Genomic DNA, 16,371 nt, shown 5'->3' with positions numbered 1-16,371 from the left:
CTACCTACTGATCAATTCCTCAAAATCATCGCGAATGTAGATGATGTTCCTACCGAGTTCGATCCACTTTTTCTTTTCCAGCTGCTTGAGGAGCCGCGACACGACCTCCCTAGACGTACCCAGTTCATTGGCGATTTCCTGATGGGTGGTGTGGAGCTCATTGGCCTTGTGCTGCTTCATTTTGGTCACCAGATAGCGCATCAGCCGCTCATCCATACGCTTGAAGGCCACCGCATCCAGCGCGACCAAGAGTTCTTGGAATCGATATTGGTAGGTCGTGGAGACAAAATCCTTCCATTGCTTGTACTCATCGGAAAAACGCTCGTGGGTCTGGATCGGAATGAAAATCATCTGCGCGTCCTCCTCCACCACAGCCTTGATCTCGCTGGGCTTGGAAGCGGAGCAGCAAGTAAGGGAGAGAGCGCAGGTCTCGCCGGGATCCAGGTAGTACAGAAAAAGCTCTTTTCCCTCTTCATCCATCCTGAGGATTTTCACCGAGCCTGACACCACCAGTGGGACTGCCTTGATAAACTGTCCAGGCTCCATCAGCACCTTGCCTGCCGGCAGATTCATCAGCTGGCCCTGCTTGAGAATCGCTTGGATCAGGTGGGGATCGGTAAAGTGGGGAAAGGCTTCCCGTAATAGTTCAGGGGTCATAGTTTTTCGAGTGTTGCCAAAAGTCGATACTTCAAGGCAGTGTCGAGGTGACTATTGTCACCCAGCGCCGCGGAGTCGGGTCAAAACCGCCTTTGCACAAGATCCCTGATAGCGGGCTCTTGCAAGTCGGAGGTCATTGCGATCGACTGGCGAAAGATAAAAATTGCCTACCAGATCCGAAGGCTTTTTCACAGCCTCCTCCAAAATGGTCAGGAAATGTTGAGACTTCCTCTCAGTTTATTCAGCTCCTGATGCAAGGATTTCCCTTTCTCGTCGCTTGAGAGTGCCAGTCCCTTCAGCAAAATATCCAGATGCTCCAGCTCTGCCTTCTTGTTGGAAGGACTGCCGGCTGTCTTCCAAAGTCCTTCATAGGACGTCTTGACCTGGTCGACCTTGTGGTCGCTGGACGACAGCATCAGGCCGGACAAGAGCAAGTTGGACTCGGCCGCATAGTCCCAAAAATCCTTTTTGGATCCGGCAACCGAATTGACCGACTGCTTGAATCGGGAGAGCAGCTTGGCCAAACTCAACTTCGCCTTGCCATCCTCGAAGACCAACTCCGGCCCTCCCAGCAGCTCATGGATTCTCCCGAGTTGCACGCAGTTGTTGATGGCGTAGGAATCCGAAAGGCCCTTGATTTTTGCCGCCTCGTAGTAGGCATTGGCGGATTGCAGCAGCGTTTCGGTAAAGAGCGCCTTTTCCTTCTCCGGCAGCAGCATCAGCTTTCGCTTGTAGGCACTTCCCAGGAGGCTGTAGCGCTCGGATGTTTTGCCTATCGCCAGCAGACCATGCAGCTTTTGGATGACATCATCCATGGCTGTCAGCAGTTCAGCTTTTTTGCCCTTCGCGTCCCCTCTTGCGTTTTGCTCGACCAGGTACTTTCCGGCGATGTTGCAATACTGCTCGATGGCCTTGAAGCTAAACCCTGCCTTTTCGTTCTCAAAGAGCTGCTCGTAGGCTTTTTTGGAATTCAGATAGTCGCCCAGTTTGGCGTAGACATCCGCCTTGTATTCCAGGATTTTAGGACTGAGAAGGTTGGCTTGCAGCAAGCCCTCCTCCAGGTCACAGATTCTCTTTCCTGCTTCATCAGGCTCGACACTTTTTGACTCCAGTTGAAAACAGAGGTTGAACAGCTCGATCTCCACTTCCTCCTGAAGATAGAATCCGCTGCCTGACTTGCTGCCCGAGAGCGGTCCGTCGATTTTGTAAAACGGATCTCCATAGCACTGGTAAGCTCCCCAAGTATTGGTGCGTGCCTGATGTTGCTCGTACACGTACTTTCTAGCAGCCTTCACCGCCTCCCCAAAGGAGACGCCGCCAAGGAAACACTCGTAGAATTTCCTGCAGAAATCAAAGGCTGCGCTGTCGTCCACTGCCCAACCGGCAACGATCACGGCTTTGACGCCAATCTCGATCAGCTGGGTACCGATGTTGGCCGCCAGCTTGTTCCGGTTTTGGGTCATTTCCTCCGAGCCCGCGTCGGTGTGGCCCAAGTAGCAGCAGTTGACAAAGACGAACTCCGGCACCTTGCTCAGCTGGGAAATGTCGCTCGGCGTCAAAAAGTAGCCGTCCCCGATGACCATGCCGGTGGGCTTTTTGGGATCCGCGTTGAACACGCCATGCCCAGCCAAGTGGATGATCTTGTAGTTTTGGGAGAAAAGCTTGAGAATGATCTGCGGGGCAGAGCTGTTGATCAACACCTCCGAAGCAAAGCCCGCGTCCTTGAGCTTTTCCGCCACATGGTTGGCTTCCCGTTCTGCGCCTTTCAGCTGCCCCATGAAGCCCTTCAGGTCTGGATCGCCCACCACGTAGGCCCTTTTGTCTTGAACAGTGGTCGAAATCCTCCGGAAATCGGTCGTAGCCAGCTGCCTGACCATCCCCGAGTGGATGCAGAGCGGCATTCCGTTCAAGTCCTCCTGCAGCATTTCCCAGGGAAAATTGGCCGTCCTCTTGTCCAGCACCCAAGTGATGTTGTTCTGGCGCTTCAGATCCTCTTTGAAATCAAATGGGATCAGCTGCTCAAACATCGTTTTGGCGATCTCCGGTTCGTATTGGTTTCGCCGGGTCATGTCCACCAGCAGCGTTTCGATGTTTCTGGTATTGGTCAGCAGCGGCACTTCCTTTTCGCTGGCCCCGGTGGTCGCCAGCGCCATGCGGATGGTCCTGCCAAACCCTGTTTTGGAAGCTTCGTCCACCATCTCCTCAGTCACCTTGATGCGAGTCCACCAGTCGGAGGTGTTGTCATGCGGAATGCGGGACAGCCGTCCTATTTTTTGGTTGAGACATAGGCTCGGCACACTGATGTTGAACTCCCTGCTTTCGTCCTGCTCCAGGTTTTTTACGGTTCGGAGTATTCCCAGCGCACGGTCCTGATAGAGCTCGATGATCTCTATTTCCTCGATCACCTTGACTTTGTTTTGATAGGTTTTGCGTATGCTGCGGTTGGCCTCTTGGATTCCCAAAATGATAGACCGGATGGAAGTATCGCTGGAAAAGCCTCCATAGGAAGTCGCCAAGGCCAAGATGGAAATGCCCAGCAATTCCTTCTTCTTCGGTGCTTCGCCTTTATCGGACGTCTCGGGCTCGTCCTCCCGGATATTGCGGATAGTCAGGTATCGCGCTACGCCCTTGGACACCGTCACCATCATCTGGTAAGGCGTCAGTTCCCCAGGTACGCCAAAACCCACGACCACGGTGCCCTTGAAATTCTTTTCGTCTGTCGTGAGGTCTTGGGTCAACACGACCTGATGGGTTCCCACCGGACCGGGGTAAAGGCCCAAACTAAGCAGCCGGGACAGCTCTCCCTGCAGCTTCCTGTCAATCGCACGCTCGGTAGTGAGAATGGCGTCAAACTGGAAGTGGCCCGCCAACACCGGATAGTCGGCATAGGACAGGTCGCCATGACTGACTTTGACCTGGATCGGTGCCTCATGCTCCCGCTCCTCACCCTCGGAAGCTATTCCCAAGAGCGTCTTGACCATGTTTTCCTCACTGATGTCAAAGACCTCTTCCTCTTTGGCAGGAAAGCTCTTTTCGTCTCCACGTCCAATGGGCAGGGCATTTTGGAGGCGTCCTGTTTTCCCCTGTGTCAAAATGTCCTCGATGGCACCAAAAATCTTCTTCTCCGCCGACAGCGCCCCGTGGGTGACATTGGCGTAGTACAGATGCTTGGCTGCGATGATCGCCTTGGGAATGCCACTTTCCCAAGTGACGCTTTCGTCGCCTTGGTTAGTCGCGTCGAAATACAGCTTGCCATCGCGAATCTCCAAGTCGGAGATCGTGGATTTTTTCTTGCGGCTCTGACCGGCGATGTAGTAGATGTTTTCGTAGCTGATATCTTTCTCCTTCTCCAAGATCAACTTTTGGTATTCCCCAAAAGCTTTCAGATCGTGCTCGCTTGGGATGGGCCAAGACTCGTCTCCCGAGGCTTTTCGCAGCTTCTCCCAAAACTTCCTGTCGGAAAAATCATGCTTGCCGGACTTGTTGATCGGCAGCAGGGCAAGTATGCCCGGAAAATTGACAAAGACGCCCATGAGATCTTTGGACGTGTTGGTGATGTCGATCTTTCCCAACAGCTTGATGATCCCGTCCCTGCCAAAAAGCACGTAGGGAATCCGGTAGGAGCCGCCAAGTGGCGATCCCAAGAACAGGATCTTGAAGCCAGGTCGGCTATTGAGCTCCTTGAAAGTATCGCTGTGGTAAAGTATGAAATCCCGGATCAGCACTCCGCCCATGCTATGTCCTACCATCTTGATGGGTTGACCCATGTCGATGAACTCCCGGATTTTCTTGTTGAGCTTGGCAGCGTTGTCCTTCATTCCCAGTCTCCAGTCAAAAGGAAACGCAACCACATCGTAGGTTTTCTCCAAATGCTCGCCCAGTCGCTTATACGAAGTCTTGATCAGCGAATCGGCGGAAATCCCGTCGCTGTCCGAGGGCATCAGATATTTCAGATGTCCCAAAAGGAAGCGGGTGTATTTGATCCAAAGCAAGTCTTCCTTGTCCCGAAGGTTTGACCCCATGATTCCGGGAAGCAGGATCAGAATAGGCTTTTTGCCGCTGATCTCCTTTGTGCCAGAATAGACACCGCCATCCAGAAACAAGCCTCCCCTCAGGTCGCCGCGATCCTCGCCTCTCAGGAAGGTAATGCCGTCAGTTCGGCTCTTACCCACAAACTCCTCCGGCTTTCCGATCAGGCCGGTCTGGATCATTTTCCTGACGCGGGGAGTCTTGAAATACTTGATGTGGTCGATCTCGCCGGTCTCCTCCATGTAGAGGAACACATTGCCGGCTTTGCGTTTCGCTCCAAACTCCATGCTGGCCGTATCCACCACGAGGTCATTTTTGCCCCGGAAAAAGAACTTGCCCACCAGCACGACCAGACTCTTCAGGGAGATGCTGATCTCACTGCTTCCCGCAATGACGATGAGCTTGGAGTCCACCTCAAGCTCCGTCCCCTGGAAATTGAGGACCTTGATGAAAGGCGACTCGGGATTCATCGATTCGAGCCCGGGCAGTACGCCCACGTCGTCCTTGGTCTCAATCGAGGCCAGGACCAATTCCTTCATCGTGGCGAATATGGGATTGGACACGCTTCCTATGGCCGTGCCAAGCAGATTCAAAACGACATTGAGAAACATATCCAGGCGCTTGGAAGCCAGCGTCGTCCCGTTGGCTGGACAGGCGACCCGGACGACCCGATCAACCTTGATCTTTTTCTTGGCGATCAGCTCGGCGATCTTCTGAATAGCGTTCAGGTCAGCTTCACGCTCGCTGTCTTTCAGCACTTTCATTTCCGCCTCTCCAAAGCCCTTGGCATGGGAGGCAAACCTTGCCAGCAGATCGCCGACCAGGCCCCCTCGGGAATGCGTGACCAAGTCCAGCGTGATGCCTACCGGCAGCTCCTCCAGTCCGGCGAGGACGTTCTCCAATGGGCTACAGGTAAGCGTCCGGTGCTGGAGCGCCAGTAGATGGTCTTTGCCGTAGGCTTCCACCATCGTCTTCCACTCCGCCGTATCCTTCATCTCGGCAAAAGACCCCAAGGTGGAAGAGCCTGTGCCATGGACGAACATCAGGTATTTCTCTCCCTCCTCCGCCTTGGACAAGTCTGCCCGCGTCAGCTCAAAGTCCTCACCCACTGCCAGCAGGGCAGCCGCCCCCTCGTCTTCAAAGGTCTTGCCTCCAAACTTCAGCGCGGAGTTCTCCGCCTTGGTAGCAAGCTGGCGGATACCCGGACGGATGACCTGGTTTTTGACGAAAACCTTGGCCGCCTTGATCACCACGGTCTGCACGAGGCTTCTGTCCTGCTCATCGGTCTCTATCTGGCCCGAGAGATACACTTCGTCTCCGTCCCCTCCCCGCTTGAGCTCTTTGGCAAAAATCTGCTTGATGGAGTCCGCATCTCCCAGCCATACCGAGTTGTCCTCAAAGTTCAACTCCAAAACCTCGTCTTCGCCGAGCTCCACGACCTGCTCCGGCACATCGCTGCGCGTGGAGCTCTCCACGGTGAATGTTCGGCTGATGTTGTAATAGCCCATGGCCTGGTCCTCGGCTTGGGAAATCTCCTTGGGCAATTCCTGCCCGCGAAGGCGGATTTTGAAAGTTGACATGATGTAAAAGATTCTTTGAAAAGGTGGAAAAAAACGCCGTGCCCGCCAGCCCAACCAAAAACACCCGAACTCGCAGGCAGGGAAGTGAAAGATTCACAAACAATTAAATCTAGAAAGTTATTCGGTGGGATGCAATACGAAAAAATGGAGTTTTTTGCCTTTGGCGAGGCAAAAACAGGCTTTCACCCCCTCAAAAACCCAGATCAAAAAGCCGCCAATGGAAAAAGCCAAAGATCATTTCCCCGCCGGCTGCTTCATCCTTCCGATCCGGAAACTAAATCCGCCAAGCGGCAATCGCAGGATTCTAGTCCTTCAAGAAGACCCGGCTTGCCTGACTTCCGAGGCTCAACTTTCCAGACGAAAGGGCTGCTTCTCCAAGGCTGAAAATCTCCGTCTCAAAGCCTTCCGGCAAGGTAACTTCGATGGCTTCTTCGCCCAGGTTGTGAACGACAAAAACCTGCTGGCCGCCGGAGTTTCTGAAGTAGGCCATTGCAGATTTTGGCAGCTCTCCCTCGGGAAGATCGAGATTGCCCACTGCCAGCGCCGGAAAAGAATGACGCAGGGCGATCAGCCTCTTGTAGTGGTTGAAGTAGCTGTCGGGATCCTTCCGCTGCAACTCCAAGGGGGTGACCGTCGCGTCCGTGCTGTATTTGGCTTCAATCCACTTGGCTCGGCCTTGGTCTTTCGCCAGTTCATCCCAGAGAAAAGGCTCCCGGATGTGCTCGTCGGGTTTCATGCCCAGCATGCCGATCTCCTCGCCGTAGTATAGGTAAGGCGCTCCGGGCATGGTCAGCAGCACCGCTATGGCCTGCTTGTATTTTGCCGGATCCGACCCCAGCTCATTGAGCAATCGGGGCTGGTCATGGTTGGAGGAGATCGTCGCGTCGATGAAGGTCGGCGTGATCGCCTGATAGTAGTCCAAAATCTCCTTTTGCAAGCGCGGCAGCAGCATCCCTTCTCCCTCGTTCATGGCCTTGAGTAGGGTGTAGTGAAAATCAAAATTGAACAATGCCGGCAGCCCCGGCAAGTAGGGAGCCACCACATCCTTCTTGTCATACACTTCCCCTACGAGGTAGACGTCTGGCTTGATGGCTTCCATTTTTGCCCTAAACTCCTTCCAAAACTCATGGTTGTCCAGCGGCCGGTCATCTGGAAAAATATGCTTGGCGGCGTCCAGACGAAACCCGTCCACGCCTACCTCCTCCAGCCAAAACCGCCCGATCTCATAGATCTCCTCCCTCACTTTGGGATTGTCAAAGTTCAGGTCGGGCATGCCGCCCCAGAAAAAACCGTAATAAAAGTCCTGCCCCATACCGGGGTCATGCCACTGGCGAATGTTGTCGGAGTCGAGTGTCACTTTCTTTTTGTCCAAAAAATCGGCAATGGTATCTTTTTGAGCCCAGACATAATAGTCGCGAAAAGGACTGTCGCGACCGGACTTGGACTCCAAAAACCAGGGATGCTCGCTGCTGGTGTGGTTGATGATCAGGTCGATCACGATCTTGATGTCCCGCCGATGTGCTTCGGCAAGCAGGTTTTTGAAATCCTCCATCGTCCCGTAGTCGGGATGGACGGCCTTGTAGTCAGTCACGTCGTACTTGTGATAGGTAGGCGAAGGCATGATCGGCATAAACCATATTGCATTGGTTCCCAGCTCCTTCACATAGTCCAGCTTCTGCGCCACTCCATTGAAGTCACCGATGCTGTCTCCGTCGGAGTCATAGAAGGACTGTACAAAAATCTCATAGGTGACTCCCGCAGCAGGCCAGTAGTTTTTGGGGCTTTCCATTTCTGGAGCGCTTTTTTCACAGGAGGAAAAGACAGCAAGGGACATGGCAGAGGCGATCAACAGAGACTTTTTCATGGGAAAGACTTTGTCATCAATCTACGGCAAATCTCTCAATTGTCCGCTTTCTGCACCCAGCAGACTTCCCCGTCATCTTTCAGAGCAGGCAGAAAAGCAAAAAAGCCACCGGTTGGGGTGGCTTTTAGGTCAAATGGACGTTCCGATTAGTTTCTGCCCACTGCATTCAGCATGTCAAAGGCGAGTTCGAGACGCTTCACAAAGTTCTCCTCTCCTTTTCTCAGCCAGTTGCGGGGATCGTAGTATTTCTTGTTAGGGCTGTCAATGCCTTCTGGGTTGCCCAGCTGGCTTTGCAGGTAGCCTTCGTTCTTCTTGTAGAAGTTGAGGATGCCTTCCCACATTGCCCACTGCATGTCGGTATCGATGTTCATCTTGATGGATCCGTAGCTGTTTGCCTCGCGGATCTCCTCTACTGAGGAACCGGAACCGCCATGGAATACGAAGCTCAGCGGCTTGCCGCTCGTGCCATACTTGGCGTTGATGAAGTCTTGGGAGTTTTTCAGGATGACAGGCTTCAAGCTTACGTTGCCTGGCTTGTATACGCCGTGCACGTTGCCAAAGGCCGCCGCGATGGTGAAGAGCTCACCCACTTGCTTCAGGTGCTCGTAGGCATAGGCTACTTCCTCCGGCTGGGTATAGAGCTTAGAGGAGTCGACGTCGGAATTGTCCACGCCGTCTTCCTCACCTCCGGTCACACCGAGCTCGATCTCGATGGCCATTTCCAGCTTGGTAAACTCAGCAAAGTATTTGGTGGAAATCTCGATATTCTCGTGAAGCGGCTCTTCTGAAAGATCCAGCATGTGCGAGCTGAAAAGCGGCTTCTTGTGCGCTGCGTAGTAGGCTTTGCCAGCCTCCAGCAGTCCATCGATCCAAGGAAGCAACTTCAGCGCGGCATGGTCAGTATGCAGGATCACCGGAACGCCATAGGCTTCGGCCATCTGGTGCACGTGCTGCGCACCGGAGATACCCCCGGCGATGCTCGCCTGCTGCTTATCGTTGGGAAGGCTTTTGCCAGCAAAAAACTGGGCTCCACCGTTTGAAAACTGAATGATCACGGGAGAATTGACCTTTTTGGCGGTCTCCAATACGGCATTGACCGAGTTGGTGCCGATTACGTTGACCGCAGGGTAGGCAAATTCATTCTCTTTGGCGTACGCGTAAAGGTCTTTGAGCTCTTCCCCGTATTTAACTCCAGGCTTGAATTTCATAGTTTTTTAGGTTTGATTTTCTTCTGGAAAGCCCAGACAGGCCTTCTCTTGCTATGGAAAGCATCAAAGATAGAAATCCCAGCCTGATTTTCGCCAAAGTCAAAGTCTAAAATGTCCCGTCTAGGCATTCATTGGCCGCAAACGCCAGTTTGACACCGATTCCCGTCCCACGCCACTGCCTGCTTTCACAAAGACAAGCCTGTACGATTGCCCAGCCTAAGCCCTAGGCCAGTCTTCCCAGCACGAAATCCCGTCCATTTTCAAAAAAGAGCCGGTCTGCCACCCTTTCCATACTCAGTCCGCTGGGCAGCCGGAGGCTGTTTTTTTGCAAAACTTGGGGAAACTGTTCCTTAAACCGGTTTTTGATGTCCCTGGTGTGGCTGCAGTTGACGCACCAGTCCATCGCGTCTATGAGGCCGTCAAAGTCCGAGCCCACGCAGATGATCTTGGTCAGCATTTTTTCCACACCGGCCGCCCCGTCAAACTGCTCGCCCAAAGCGACGCAGTGAAGAACATGGTTCAAAAAGTGGAAAAACTGGTAAGGGGGCAGATTGGCGGAGTTGCCCCGGATCATGTCGATCAGTTCCTCCGCGTCCACGCTTGTCCGGAGCTTGCTTCCCTTGGCGGCAGAGGCCAGCCCCAGTGCTTCAAATTCCGAATCGGAGACAAAGTCCCAGTCCAGCATCACGCGCTTTCTGTTTCCGAATCCATCCTCGGTCAGGCCCACATTGTCGGTAAAGCTGTCTGGCTCGAGCTTTCTCGCCCGGGTATATCCCAAGACCCGCTCGTCCATGGATATGCCCAGCAGCCCATTGGAATCGTAGATTTCCCGGATATCCTCGTCAAAGAGGCTGATCGAAGAGGCATTGAAGCCTACCTTGGGAAAAAGGCCCGAAAAATCGTACTTGACCACCTTGGCGACCCTGACCTTATGGACGTCTCCGAGCTTTCTTGTATCAAAAACAAAATCTCTGTATCCCTCCGAGTCCCCATCAAAGGGTATCCCGGCAATCCCCGAATGCGAGGACACCAAAGGCGAGGTGATCCCCTTTTCCCGGCGAAAGGCGTACAGGTCCCTCCGGGCCAGCACGCTCATGTGCTTCAGGTCCACCGCGATATTGCGGCTATCGAGCCGCTCCACCAAGCTCTTGCCCAACGCGGTCAGTCCGTGCCCTTTGGGACGCAGCTCCGTATCACCAAAACCATTGGCCCTCATGCCGTCCATCGCGTAGGCTTGATTGCAGATCATGCGGTTGGAGTTGTCGATATGGGTTAGGTTGGCCATGAGGACGGTGGCGCCCTTGGCCACCAGCTTATCCAGATTGGACTCGATGTCCTCCAGGATCAGGTCCTCATCGATCTCTTTCAGGTCTGACCTGAGGCTGTGCAAGCCCTCCACGGAAAACACCACAGACAGCCGATTGGGTATCGCTTCCTCAAAATCCGACTTGCTTTTGATAAAGCTCAAGGAGCGCGCAGGCTCCATGGTATCGGCCTTCTCCAGCAGCTTGAAGTCATTCTCCACGATGGAAAAGGCATTCTGGGTGGACTGTAGCTTCAGGTACCGCTCGAAGTTCAAGATGACTCCAAAAGGTTTGTTTTCCCGCTTTTTTAGCAGGCGAACAAAGCTCTTTTTGCTGTTGATCGCCTTTACCAGGTCGATATCAGGAGCAAACAAAGGGGCTACTACCAGCTTGTAGTTGGCCGGAATCAGCTGGTCGGGGCAGGACTGGGAAGAAAAGGTCTTGTCCAAGGTGTTGAGGCCAAAAAGCTTCTCCAAAATCTTCAGGCCATCCTTCAGGTCGTTTCTCGTGATCGCTTTCCAAGGGGAAGTGGCATTCCCTTCTTTGGAAAACTGGTTTTTCATCGTAAGGTGTAAATGGGAGTCGAAAAAGAAATCCATAAGCGGGGGTTTAGGTTAATTGCTGGGCTGAGTGTCCGAGTTCCGACACTACTCGGGAACGTATATTGTTTTTCCGTTGTCTTTCATCGCCCGCAGGCACATGCGCCGGTTGCCGGCAGGATTGTAGGACACATGCACCCATTGGTTAAACTCCTGGATGAGTTGGTCAAAGGGCAAGTCCGAATTTTTGATCCGCTGATATAGCTGCTCTATGGAAATATGGCCAGCCTCTATGTCCGCGGCTTGCCCGCTTAGGTGTTGGCTGGAGGTCGCCCCTCCCACCAGGGAGTTGACGCGGGCGCAGCGATAGCCGCTGTTGACAAAAATCGCGCGGCCCAGGCTGTCCCTCAGAGGCTGGAGCACATGGACGCAGAGTTGCCGCAGGTTTTCGACCACTTCCGGACTTGGGTCAAACTGTTCGAGAATGTCGTTTCGGGTTGCGGTCTGGCTTCGCAAAAGCTCGCGAAGCGGAAAATTCTTGGTGAGTTGCATAGAAGCAGATTTAAAAGTACATCTGAAAAAACCGGTATAAGCTACTCTTAATCAGTCAAAAAACAAAAGCAAGGCCGGAATAAAGGCCGGTCGCCCATGCCATAAAAACAAAAAAGTCCATAGCCTTGCACTATGGACTCATGGTAATCCGGAGCAAACCGGTGAAATTGAACTTAGAAAAAACCGGCCTGCTCAAGGTCCGAAAATCCTATTTTCAAAATGTCGACGATCTTAAGCGATCTTGACATTCACTGCATTCATTCCTTTTTTGCCACGCTCGGTGTCAAAAGTTACCGTGTCGCCTTCTCGGATCTTGTCGATCAGGCCACTTACGTGGACAAAAATCTCCTCTCTGGAGGAATTGTCGATGATGAAACCAAATCCCTTGGTTTCGTTGAAGAATTTTACTGTTCCAGTATTCATGTGTAAACTTGAAATGATTAGTGGCTTTTGCCGCGTCAAATCTAGTCTATAAAACTGGTTTCCAGTCGATTTTATCGAAAAGCTTTTCAATTCCGCTGGTCAAACCCCAAAAAAAGCCTGAAATCGTTGCAACCAATCGGTTTCACTTTTATATTAGCAACCGATTGGTTTCATTTATCCCATCAGGTTTCCAATTGCCTTTAACACCAGATCCAACCCATGAGAAGGGACATTTTCCAAGCCTTGGCCGACCCCACCCGACGAGCGATCATCCTGATGCTGGCGGCCCAGCCCATGACGCCCAAGGCCATCGCGGAGCAGTTTGACATCACCCGTCAGGCGGTGTCCAAGCACATCCGCGTGATGACCGAGTGCGAGCTCCTGAGCCAAGACCAGCAGGGACGGGAAATCTATTACCATCTACAAACCGATAAAATGGCCGAAATGGAGCAATGGCTAGACCAGTTCAGGGAATTGGTCGCCAGGCGCTTTGATCAGCTAGACCAGGTATTGACCCAACTAAAACAGCAAAAAAATGAAAAAGACAGCCTTGCTTGACTTTGTCGTAGATCGACAAAACGAGAAGATCACAGTAAAAAGAAGCTTTGACGCCCCGTTGGATTTGGTATGGACTGCCTGGACAGAAGCTGACATTCTGGATCAATGGTGGGCTCCCAAGCCTTGGAGGGCGGAAACCAAGTCACTCGACCTACGCGAAGGTGGGCGCTGGCACTACTGCATGGTCAGTCCAGCTGGCGAGCGGCACTGGTGTTTTTTTGACTTCAAGTCGATCAATCCAAAGGCAAGCTTCTCCGGCCAAGATGCCTTCTGTGACGAAAATGCCGTCGCCGACGACTCCAAACCGATTGTCAAGTGGCTGAACCAGTTCAGCAGACTGGACGGCCGAAGTACCTTGGTCGACATCGAGCTGACTTTCGACAACCTCGAAGGCCTGGAGAAAATCATCGAGATGGGCTTCAAAGAGGGCTTTACCATGGGACTGAACAACCTCGAAGAATACCTCAAGACCAAGGTCTAAATCCGAACAAGATGGAAGAGAAAGATCGCATCATCAGGCTTTTTAAGCAGCTGTACGACGGGCACTCCTGGATCGATGTACCCGTAAAAGGGACGCTTACGGCTATTTCGGCGGAACTTGCCAACAGGCGTACCCTTCCCAACTGCAACACAATCTGGGAAATCGTGAACCATCTCATCGAATGGAAAACCAACGTCATGCAGCGGCTGGACGGAAAAGTACTCCAAACTCCAGCCCACAACTACATCTACCCGGTGCAGGACAGCAGTGAGTCCGCCTGGCAAGAGACACTGGGGAGGTTTGACACCGTGCAAAAGCAATGGCTAGACCGGCTGCAAAGACTCGACACCACATCCTACGACAGCATCTACCCTCCCAACCAGCTGAGCTACTACGAGCATATCCTGGGCATACTCCAGCATGAGGCCTACCATCTCGGGCAGATCGTGATCCTCGCCAAGCCGCTGTAGAGCCTACTCCATCTGGGTTGACACAGACCAGACGTTTCCGTTGAAGTCCCGAAACATCCCCCTCAGGTCGGGGTCTCCTTTTTGGATTGGCTCCTGAATGCCTTTGCAGCCCAGCTCTAGAGCTTTTCTGTACGTAGCCACGGAGTCCCGCACGTAGAGATGCATGAGAAACTCGTTGGCCGGGTATTCGTCGCTGGCCTCGCTCAGCATGATCACGGAGTCGTCCAAGCGCAGCTCCAAGTGCATGATCCGGCCGCTAGGCAGCTCGTAGCGCCGCAATTCCTCGGCGTCGAAGAGCTCCTTCATCAGCTGTACAAACCTCGGCGCATCCGCCAAGATGAAATAGGGAGATAGGGAATTGTATCCCTTGGGTTTGAAATCCGCCATTGTAGATTGGGTTTGGTTTTTTGGCAAAAAAATGGGCAAAACTACCAGCTGCCGCCACCGCCTCCGCCACCTCCGCCTCCGGAGAAGCCTCCGCCGCCAGACCCTCCTCCACTACTCGATGGCTTATGGCTGGATGTGCTGAGGCTATTGGACAGGCTGGAATTGAGCATATGGGCAAAACTCGCCCTCTGGATCATCCCGCCGCTATACCAGCCGGGATGGTAGTCTTGGCGCTGGCTGCTTGATTTTAGCTTGTTTTGAAACTTTTCGCCCCAGATCTCCTCCACATCCAGGACCATGGCATAGGGCAGCAGCGCCTCAAACTTCTCCGGGGTCATTTCCGGCGGGTTGCTAAACTGAAGCATGCGTTCCTCCGCGGCAGCCAAATACATCTTGAAGCCCTCTATTTCCGAGCGCAGCTTGAGCTTCCGCTCCGCCGGCTTGCGGATGAGCCACTGGTAGAGCAGGAAAAGGACGACATTCATGACCAGAAAGCCAATCAGCATCAGGCCTTTGTCCCGGTACACAAAATAGTCCTCCCACATCACCAGAGCCCCGATGTATGCGCCCATCAGCAGGATGGGGAAAATCCAAAACTTCAGATGAAAACCTTTGTAGATCAGGGCATTCCACTGTGAACTGAGACTGGACTGGAAGTCCTTGACGGCGCGCTCCACCGCCGGGTCATATTTTCCGCTCAGGCTGATCCTAGATTGGGTAGAAAAAAGGCTCCGAAGCAGCTCGGCCTCTTCCTTGGGCAGGCTCTGGTCGGCGGTTTTTTCCCGGATGAGCTCAAATTCTTTTTGCTTGAAAAGCCCAAAAAGCGACTCCTTCGTCTTTTCCTCGATCCTGAGAAAGCCCTTGGATGCGAGACTTACCAGCGAAGCCGTCACAAAATCCTGCCAAAAGAAACCCTTGCTCACCATCCCGACCGATGCCGGAGACAGCCCTGAAGGAGGGTCGAAAAGCGGGATCACGGTTGGCTTGGGAGGATCGATCCCAAACTTGATCCATGTGGCCAGGTAGTAGATCAGCAGTAGCAGGCCCATGCCGAGCGTCAGGACTTGGAAGCCATAGCGCTGCCAAAAACCCGGCGGAGGGGGAGCGGCGACAATCCCTTTTCCAAAACCCACGGCTACGCTCAGGTTTTCGTAAGGCTGCAAAGGACCCGCTTCAAAGGTGACCAAGTTTCCCTCCGCGGAGCTTTGGCAGTTGTTTTCCGTACTTCCGTACTGACCGGTGTAGCAGGCCTGCTGGATCAGCTCGGCTCCCTGCGGGAGGAAGATTTCCGCCCGGATCTTACCGACCGTGAAGGGCCATTGCGTTCCGTTCACATTCCAATACAGCTCGTCGTAGCCCTCGAAAAACCGGATCTGCGCGGGAATGGTGTAGGTGATTTCATATTCATACTCACCCGGCTCCAGAAGGACGGAGGACTCGCCGACGTAGATCGCCAAGTGTCCATTTTCCCGCTCAGTGTGATAGGGAGACTCGAGCCCATCGCGCTTCACCGAGAGGATGGTAAACTCGTTTTTGACCGCATCTCCCAAATCATCAACCCGCTCCAGAGGCAGGGAGCGGATAATGCCGCGCTTTCCGCTAAGCTGGGTGGAATAGACGATGGTCTCCGAGACGGTGACCAAGCCTGAGGCGTCTATCAGGAGGGTGGACGAAAACTCCTCGAGCTTTTCCTCCTGTGCCAAAACCGAAAAGGGCAGCAAGAGGCCCAAAAGTATTGCAAACAGGCTCTTCATCTAAAACTTAACCTGTGGAAGGGCACGCTCGGCCTCGCTGTCCAGTTCGAAAAACTTGGATTTGACAAATCCGAAGGCATTGGCCACCAGACTGCTCGGAAAGGACTCTACCAGGATGTTCTTCTCGCGGACGGTGCCATTGTAGTACCTTCTGGACTTCTCGATGTCCTGCTCTATGACCGAGAGCTCCTCCTGGAGCTGGAGAAAATTCTGGTTGGCCTTTAGCTCGGGGTATCGCTCGGAGAGCGCAAACAGATTGACCAAGGCCTTGTTGAGCTGGTTTTCGGCAGCCTGCTGGGACTCGACACTGTTGGCCGATTGGGCGATGTTTCGGGCTTGGATGACTTTTTCCAGCGTCTCCTGCTCGTGTTTGGCGTAGCCTTTCACCGTCTCGACCAAGTTGGGAATCAGGTTGTACCGCTTTTTGAGCTGCACGTCTATCCCACTCCAGGCCTCCTCGACGAGAGTTCTGAGTTTTACCAGCTTGTTGTAGATGCCGATGGCGTAAAAAACTATCAGAAGGACGAATACTCCAATGATCAAAAGTGTCATTTCTGTAGGGTTA

General features: G+C 53.2%; 13 protein-coding genes. 3 read left to right on the top strand and 10 right to left on the bottom strand.

Annotated features, from left to right (window positions below):
• The 7 genes from J0A68_RS05850 to J0A68_RS05820 form a co-directional block, all read right to left on the bottom strand.
• Positions 1-657, bottom strand: coding sequence for a Crp/Fnr family transcriptional regulator (locus tag J0A68_RS05850; RefSeq protein ID WP_206577262.1), 657 nt, complete (start codon positions 655-657; stop codon positions 1-3).
• Between the two features lie 209 nt (positions 658-866).
• The gene (locus tag J0A68_RS05845) at positions 867-6,266 is read right to left on the bottom strand and encodes a CHAT domain-containing protein (protein WP_206577261.1); all 5,400 of its coding nucleotides are present in this window, start codon (positions 6,264-6,266) and stop codon (positions 867-869) included.
• A gap of 304 nt (positions 6,267-6,570) precedes the next feature.
• Positions 6,571-8,130, bottom strand: coding sequence for an alpha-amylase family glycosyl hydrolase (locus tag J0A68_RS05840; protein WP_206577260.1), 1,560 nt, complete (start codon positions 8,128-8,130; stop codon positions 6,571-6,573).
• Positions 8,131-8,276: 146 nt separating this feature from the next.
• The gene (gene fbaA / locus J0A68_RS05835) at positions 8,277-9,338 is read right to left on the bottom strand and encodes a class II fructose-bisphosphate aldolase (protein ID WP_206577259.1); all 1,062 of its coding nucleotides are present in this window, start codon (positions 9,336-9,338) and stop codon (positions 8,277-8,279) included.
• Positions 9,339-9,561: 223 nt separating this feature from the next.
• Positions 9,562-11,241 (bottom strand): membrane dipeptidase, encoded by a 1,680-nt coding sequence (locus J0A68_RS05830; RefSeq protein WP_206577258.1) that lies wholly within the window; start codon positions 11,239-11,241, stop codon positions 9,562-9,564.
• Positions 11,242-11,289: 48 nt separating this feature from the next.
• Complete coding sequence (locus J0A68_RS05825; protein WP_206577257.1) at positions 11,290-11,733, bottom strand: D-Ala-D-Ala carboxypeptidase family metallohydrolase; 444 nt, start codon at positions 11,731-11,733, stop codon at positions 11,290-11,292.
• 231 nt (positions 11,734-11,964) lie between these two features.
• Positions 11,965-12,156 carry a cold-shock protein gene (locus J0A68_RS05820; RefSeq protein WP_206577256.1) on the bottom strand — a complete coding sequence of 64 codons (192 nt, stop codon included), beginning with the start codon at positions 12,154-12,156 and terminating at the stop codon, positions 11,965-11,967.
• Positions 12,157-12,375: 219 nt separating this feature from the next.
• Here J0A68_RS05820 and J0A68_RS05815 point away from each other — a divergent pair, with 219 nt between their 5' ends.
• The 3 genes from J0A68_RS05815 to J0A68_RS05805 are packed head-to-tail and all read left to right on the top strand — an operon-like array spanning position 12,376 to position 13,665.
• Positions 12,376-12,714, top strand: coding sequence for an ArsR/SmtB family transcription factor (locus J0A68_RS05815; protein WP_206577255.1), 339 nt, complete (start codon positions 12,376-12,378; stop codon positions 12,712-12,714).
• The gene (locus tag J0A68_RS05810; RefSeq protein ID WP_206577254.1) at positions 12,692-13,195 is read left to right on the top strand and encodes an SRPBCC family protein; all 504 of its coding nucleotides are present in this window, start codon (positions 12,692-12,694) and stop codon (positions 13,193-13,195) included. The genes J0A68_RS05815 and J0A68_RS05810 overlap by 23 nt, the downstream gene beginning before the upstream one ends.
• 11 nt (positions 13,196-13,206) lie before the next feature.
• The gene (locus tag J0A68_RS05805) at positions 13,207-13,665 is read left to right on the top strand and encodes a DinB family protein (RefSeq protein ID WP_206577253.1); all 459 of its coding nucleotides are present in this window, start codon (positions 13,207-13,209) and stop codon (positions 13,663-13,665) included.
• Between the two features lie 3 nt (positions 13,666-13,668).
• Here the strand turns inward: J0A68_RS05805 and J0A68_RS05800 are convergent, their stop codons facing one another.
• From J0A68_RS05800 to J0A68_RS05790, 3 genes are read right to left on the bottom strand one after another with little or no spacing between them, the layout of a single operon-like run.
• On the bottom strand, positions 13,669-14,052 hold the full coding sequence (locus J0A68_RS05800; RefSeq protein WP_206577252.1) for a VOC family protein: 384 nt from the start codon (positions 14,050-14,052) through the stop codon (positions 13,669-13,671).
• Positions 14,053-14,093: 41 nt separating this feature from the next.
• Positions 14,094-15,806, bottom strand: coding sequence for a DUF2207 domain-containing protein (locus J0A68_RS05795; protein WP_206577251.1), 1,713 nt, complete (start codon positions 15,804-15,806; stop codon positions 14,094-14,096).
• The gene (locus J0A68_RS05790; protein WP_206577250.1) at positions 15,807-16,358 is read right to left on the bottom strand and encodes a LemA family protein; all 552 of its coding nucleotides are present in this window, start codon (positions 16,356-16,358) and stop codon (positions 15,807-15,809) included. It lies immediately after the preceding gene.
• Positions 16,359-16,371: the final 13 nt, after the last annotated feature.

The sequence above is a fragment of the Algoriphagus oliviformis genome (assembly GCF_017254915.1).
Lineage (GTDB): Bacteria > Bacteroidota > Bacteroidia > Cytophagales > Cyclobacteriaceae > Algoriphagus > Algoriphagus oliviformis.
This window is presented reverse-complemented; position numbering and strand designations above follow the sequence as displayed.

Bases quoted from the DNA above. Each gene is read 5' to 3' on its own strand.
- J0A68_RS05850 (WP_206577262.1), bottom strand. From the start codon at position 657: ATGACCCCTGAACTATTACGGGAAGCCTTTCCCCACTTTACCGATCCC.
- J0A68_RS05845 (WP_206577261.1), bottom strand. From the start codon at position 6,266: ATGTCAACTTTCAAAATCCGCCTTCGCGGGCAGGAATTGCCCAAGGAG.
- J0A68_RS05840 (WP_206577260.1), bottom strand. From the start codon at position 8,130: ATGAAAAAGTCTCTGTTGATCGCCTCTGCCATGTCCCTTGCTGTCTTT.
- fbaA (WP_206577259.1), bottom strand. From the start codon at position 9,338: ATGAAATTCAAGCCTGGAGTTAAATACGGGGAAGAGCTCAAAGACCTT.
- J0A68_RS05830 (WP_206577258.1), bottom strand. From the start codon at position 11,241: ATGGATTTCTTTTTCGACTCCCATTTACACCTTACGATGAAAAACCAG.
- J0A68_RS05825 (WP_206577257.1), bottom strand. From the start codon at position 11,733: ATGCAACTCACCAAGAATTTTCCGCTTCGCGAGCTTTTGCGAAGCCAG.
- J0A68_RS05820 (WP_206577256.1), bottom strand. From the start codon at position 12,156: ATGAATACTGGAACAGTAAAATTCTTCAACGAAACCAAGGGATTTGGT.
- J0A68_RS05815 (WP_206577255.1), top strand. From the start codon at position 12,376: ATGAGAAGGGACATTTTCCAAGCCTTGGCCGACCCCACCCGACGAGCG.
- J0A68_RS05810 (WP_206577254.1), top strand. From the start codon at position 12,692: ATGAAAAAGACAGCCTTGCTTGACTTTGTCGTAGATCGACAAAACGAG.
- J0A68_RS05805 (WP_206577253.1), top strand. From the start codon at position 13,207: ATGGAAGAGAAAGATCGCATCATCAGGCTTTTTAAGCAGCTGTACGAC.
- J0A68_RS05800 (WP_206577252.1), bottom strand. From the start codon at position 14,052: ATGGCGGATTTCAAACCCAAGGGATACAATTCCCTATCTCCCTATTTC.
- J0A68_RS05795 (WP_206577251.1), bottom strand. From the start codon at position 15,806: ATGAAGAGCCTGTTTGCAATACTTTTGGGCCTCTTGCTGCCCTTTTCG.
- J0A68_RS05790 (WP_206577250.1), bottom strand. From the start codon at position 16,358: ATGACACTTTTGATCATTGGAGTATTCGTCCTTCTGATAGTTTTTTAC.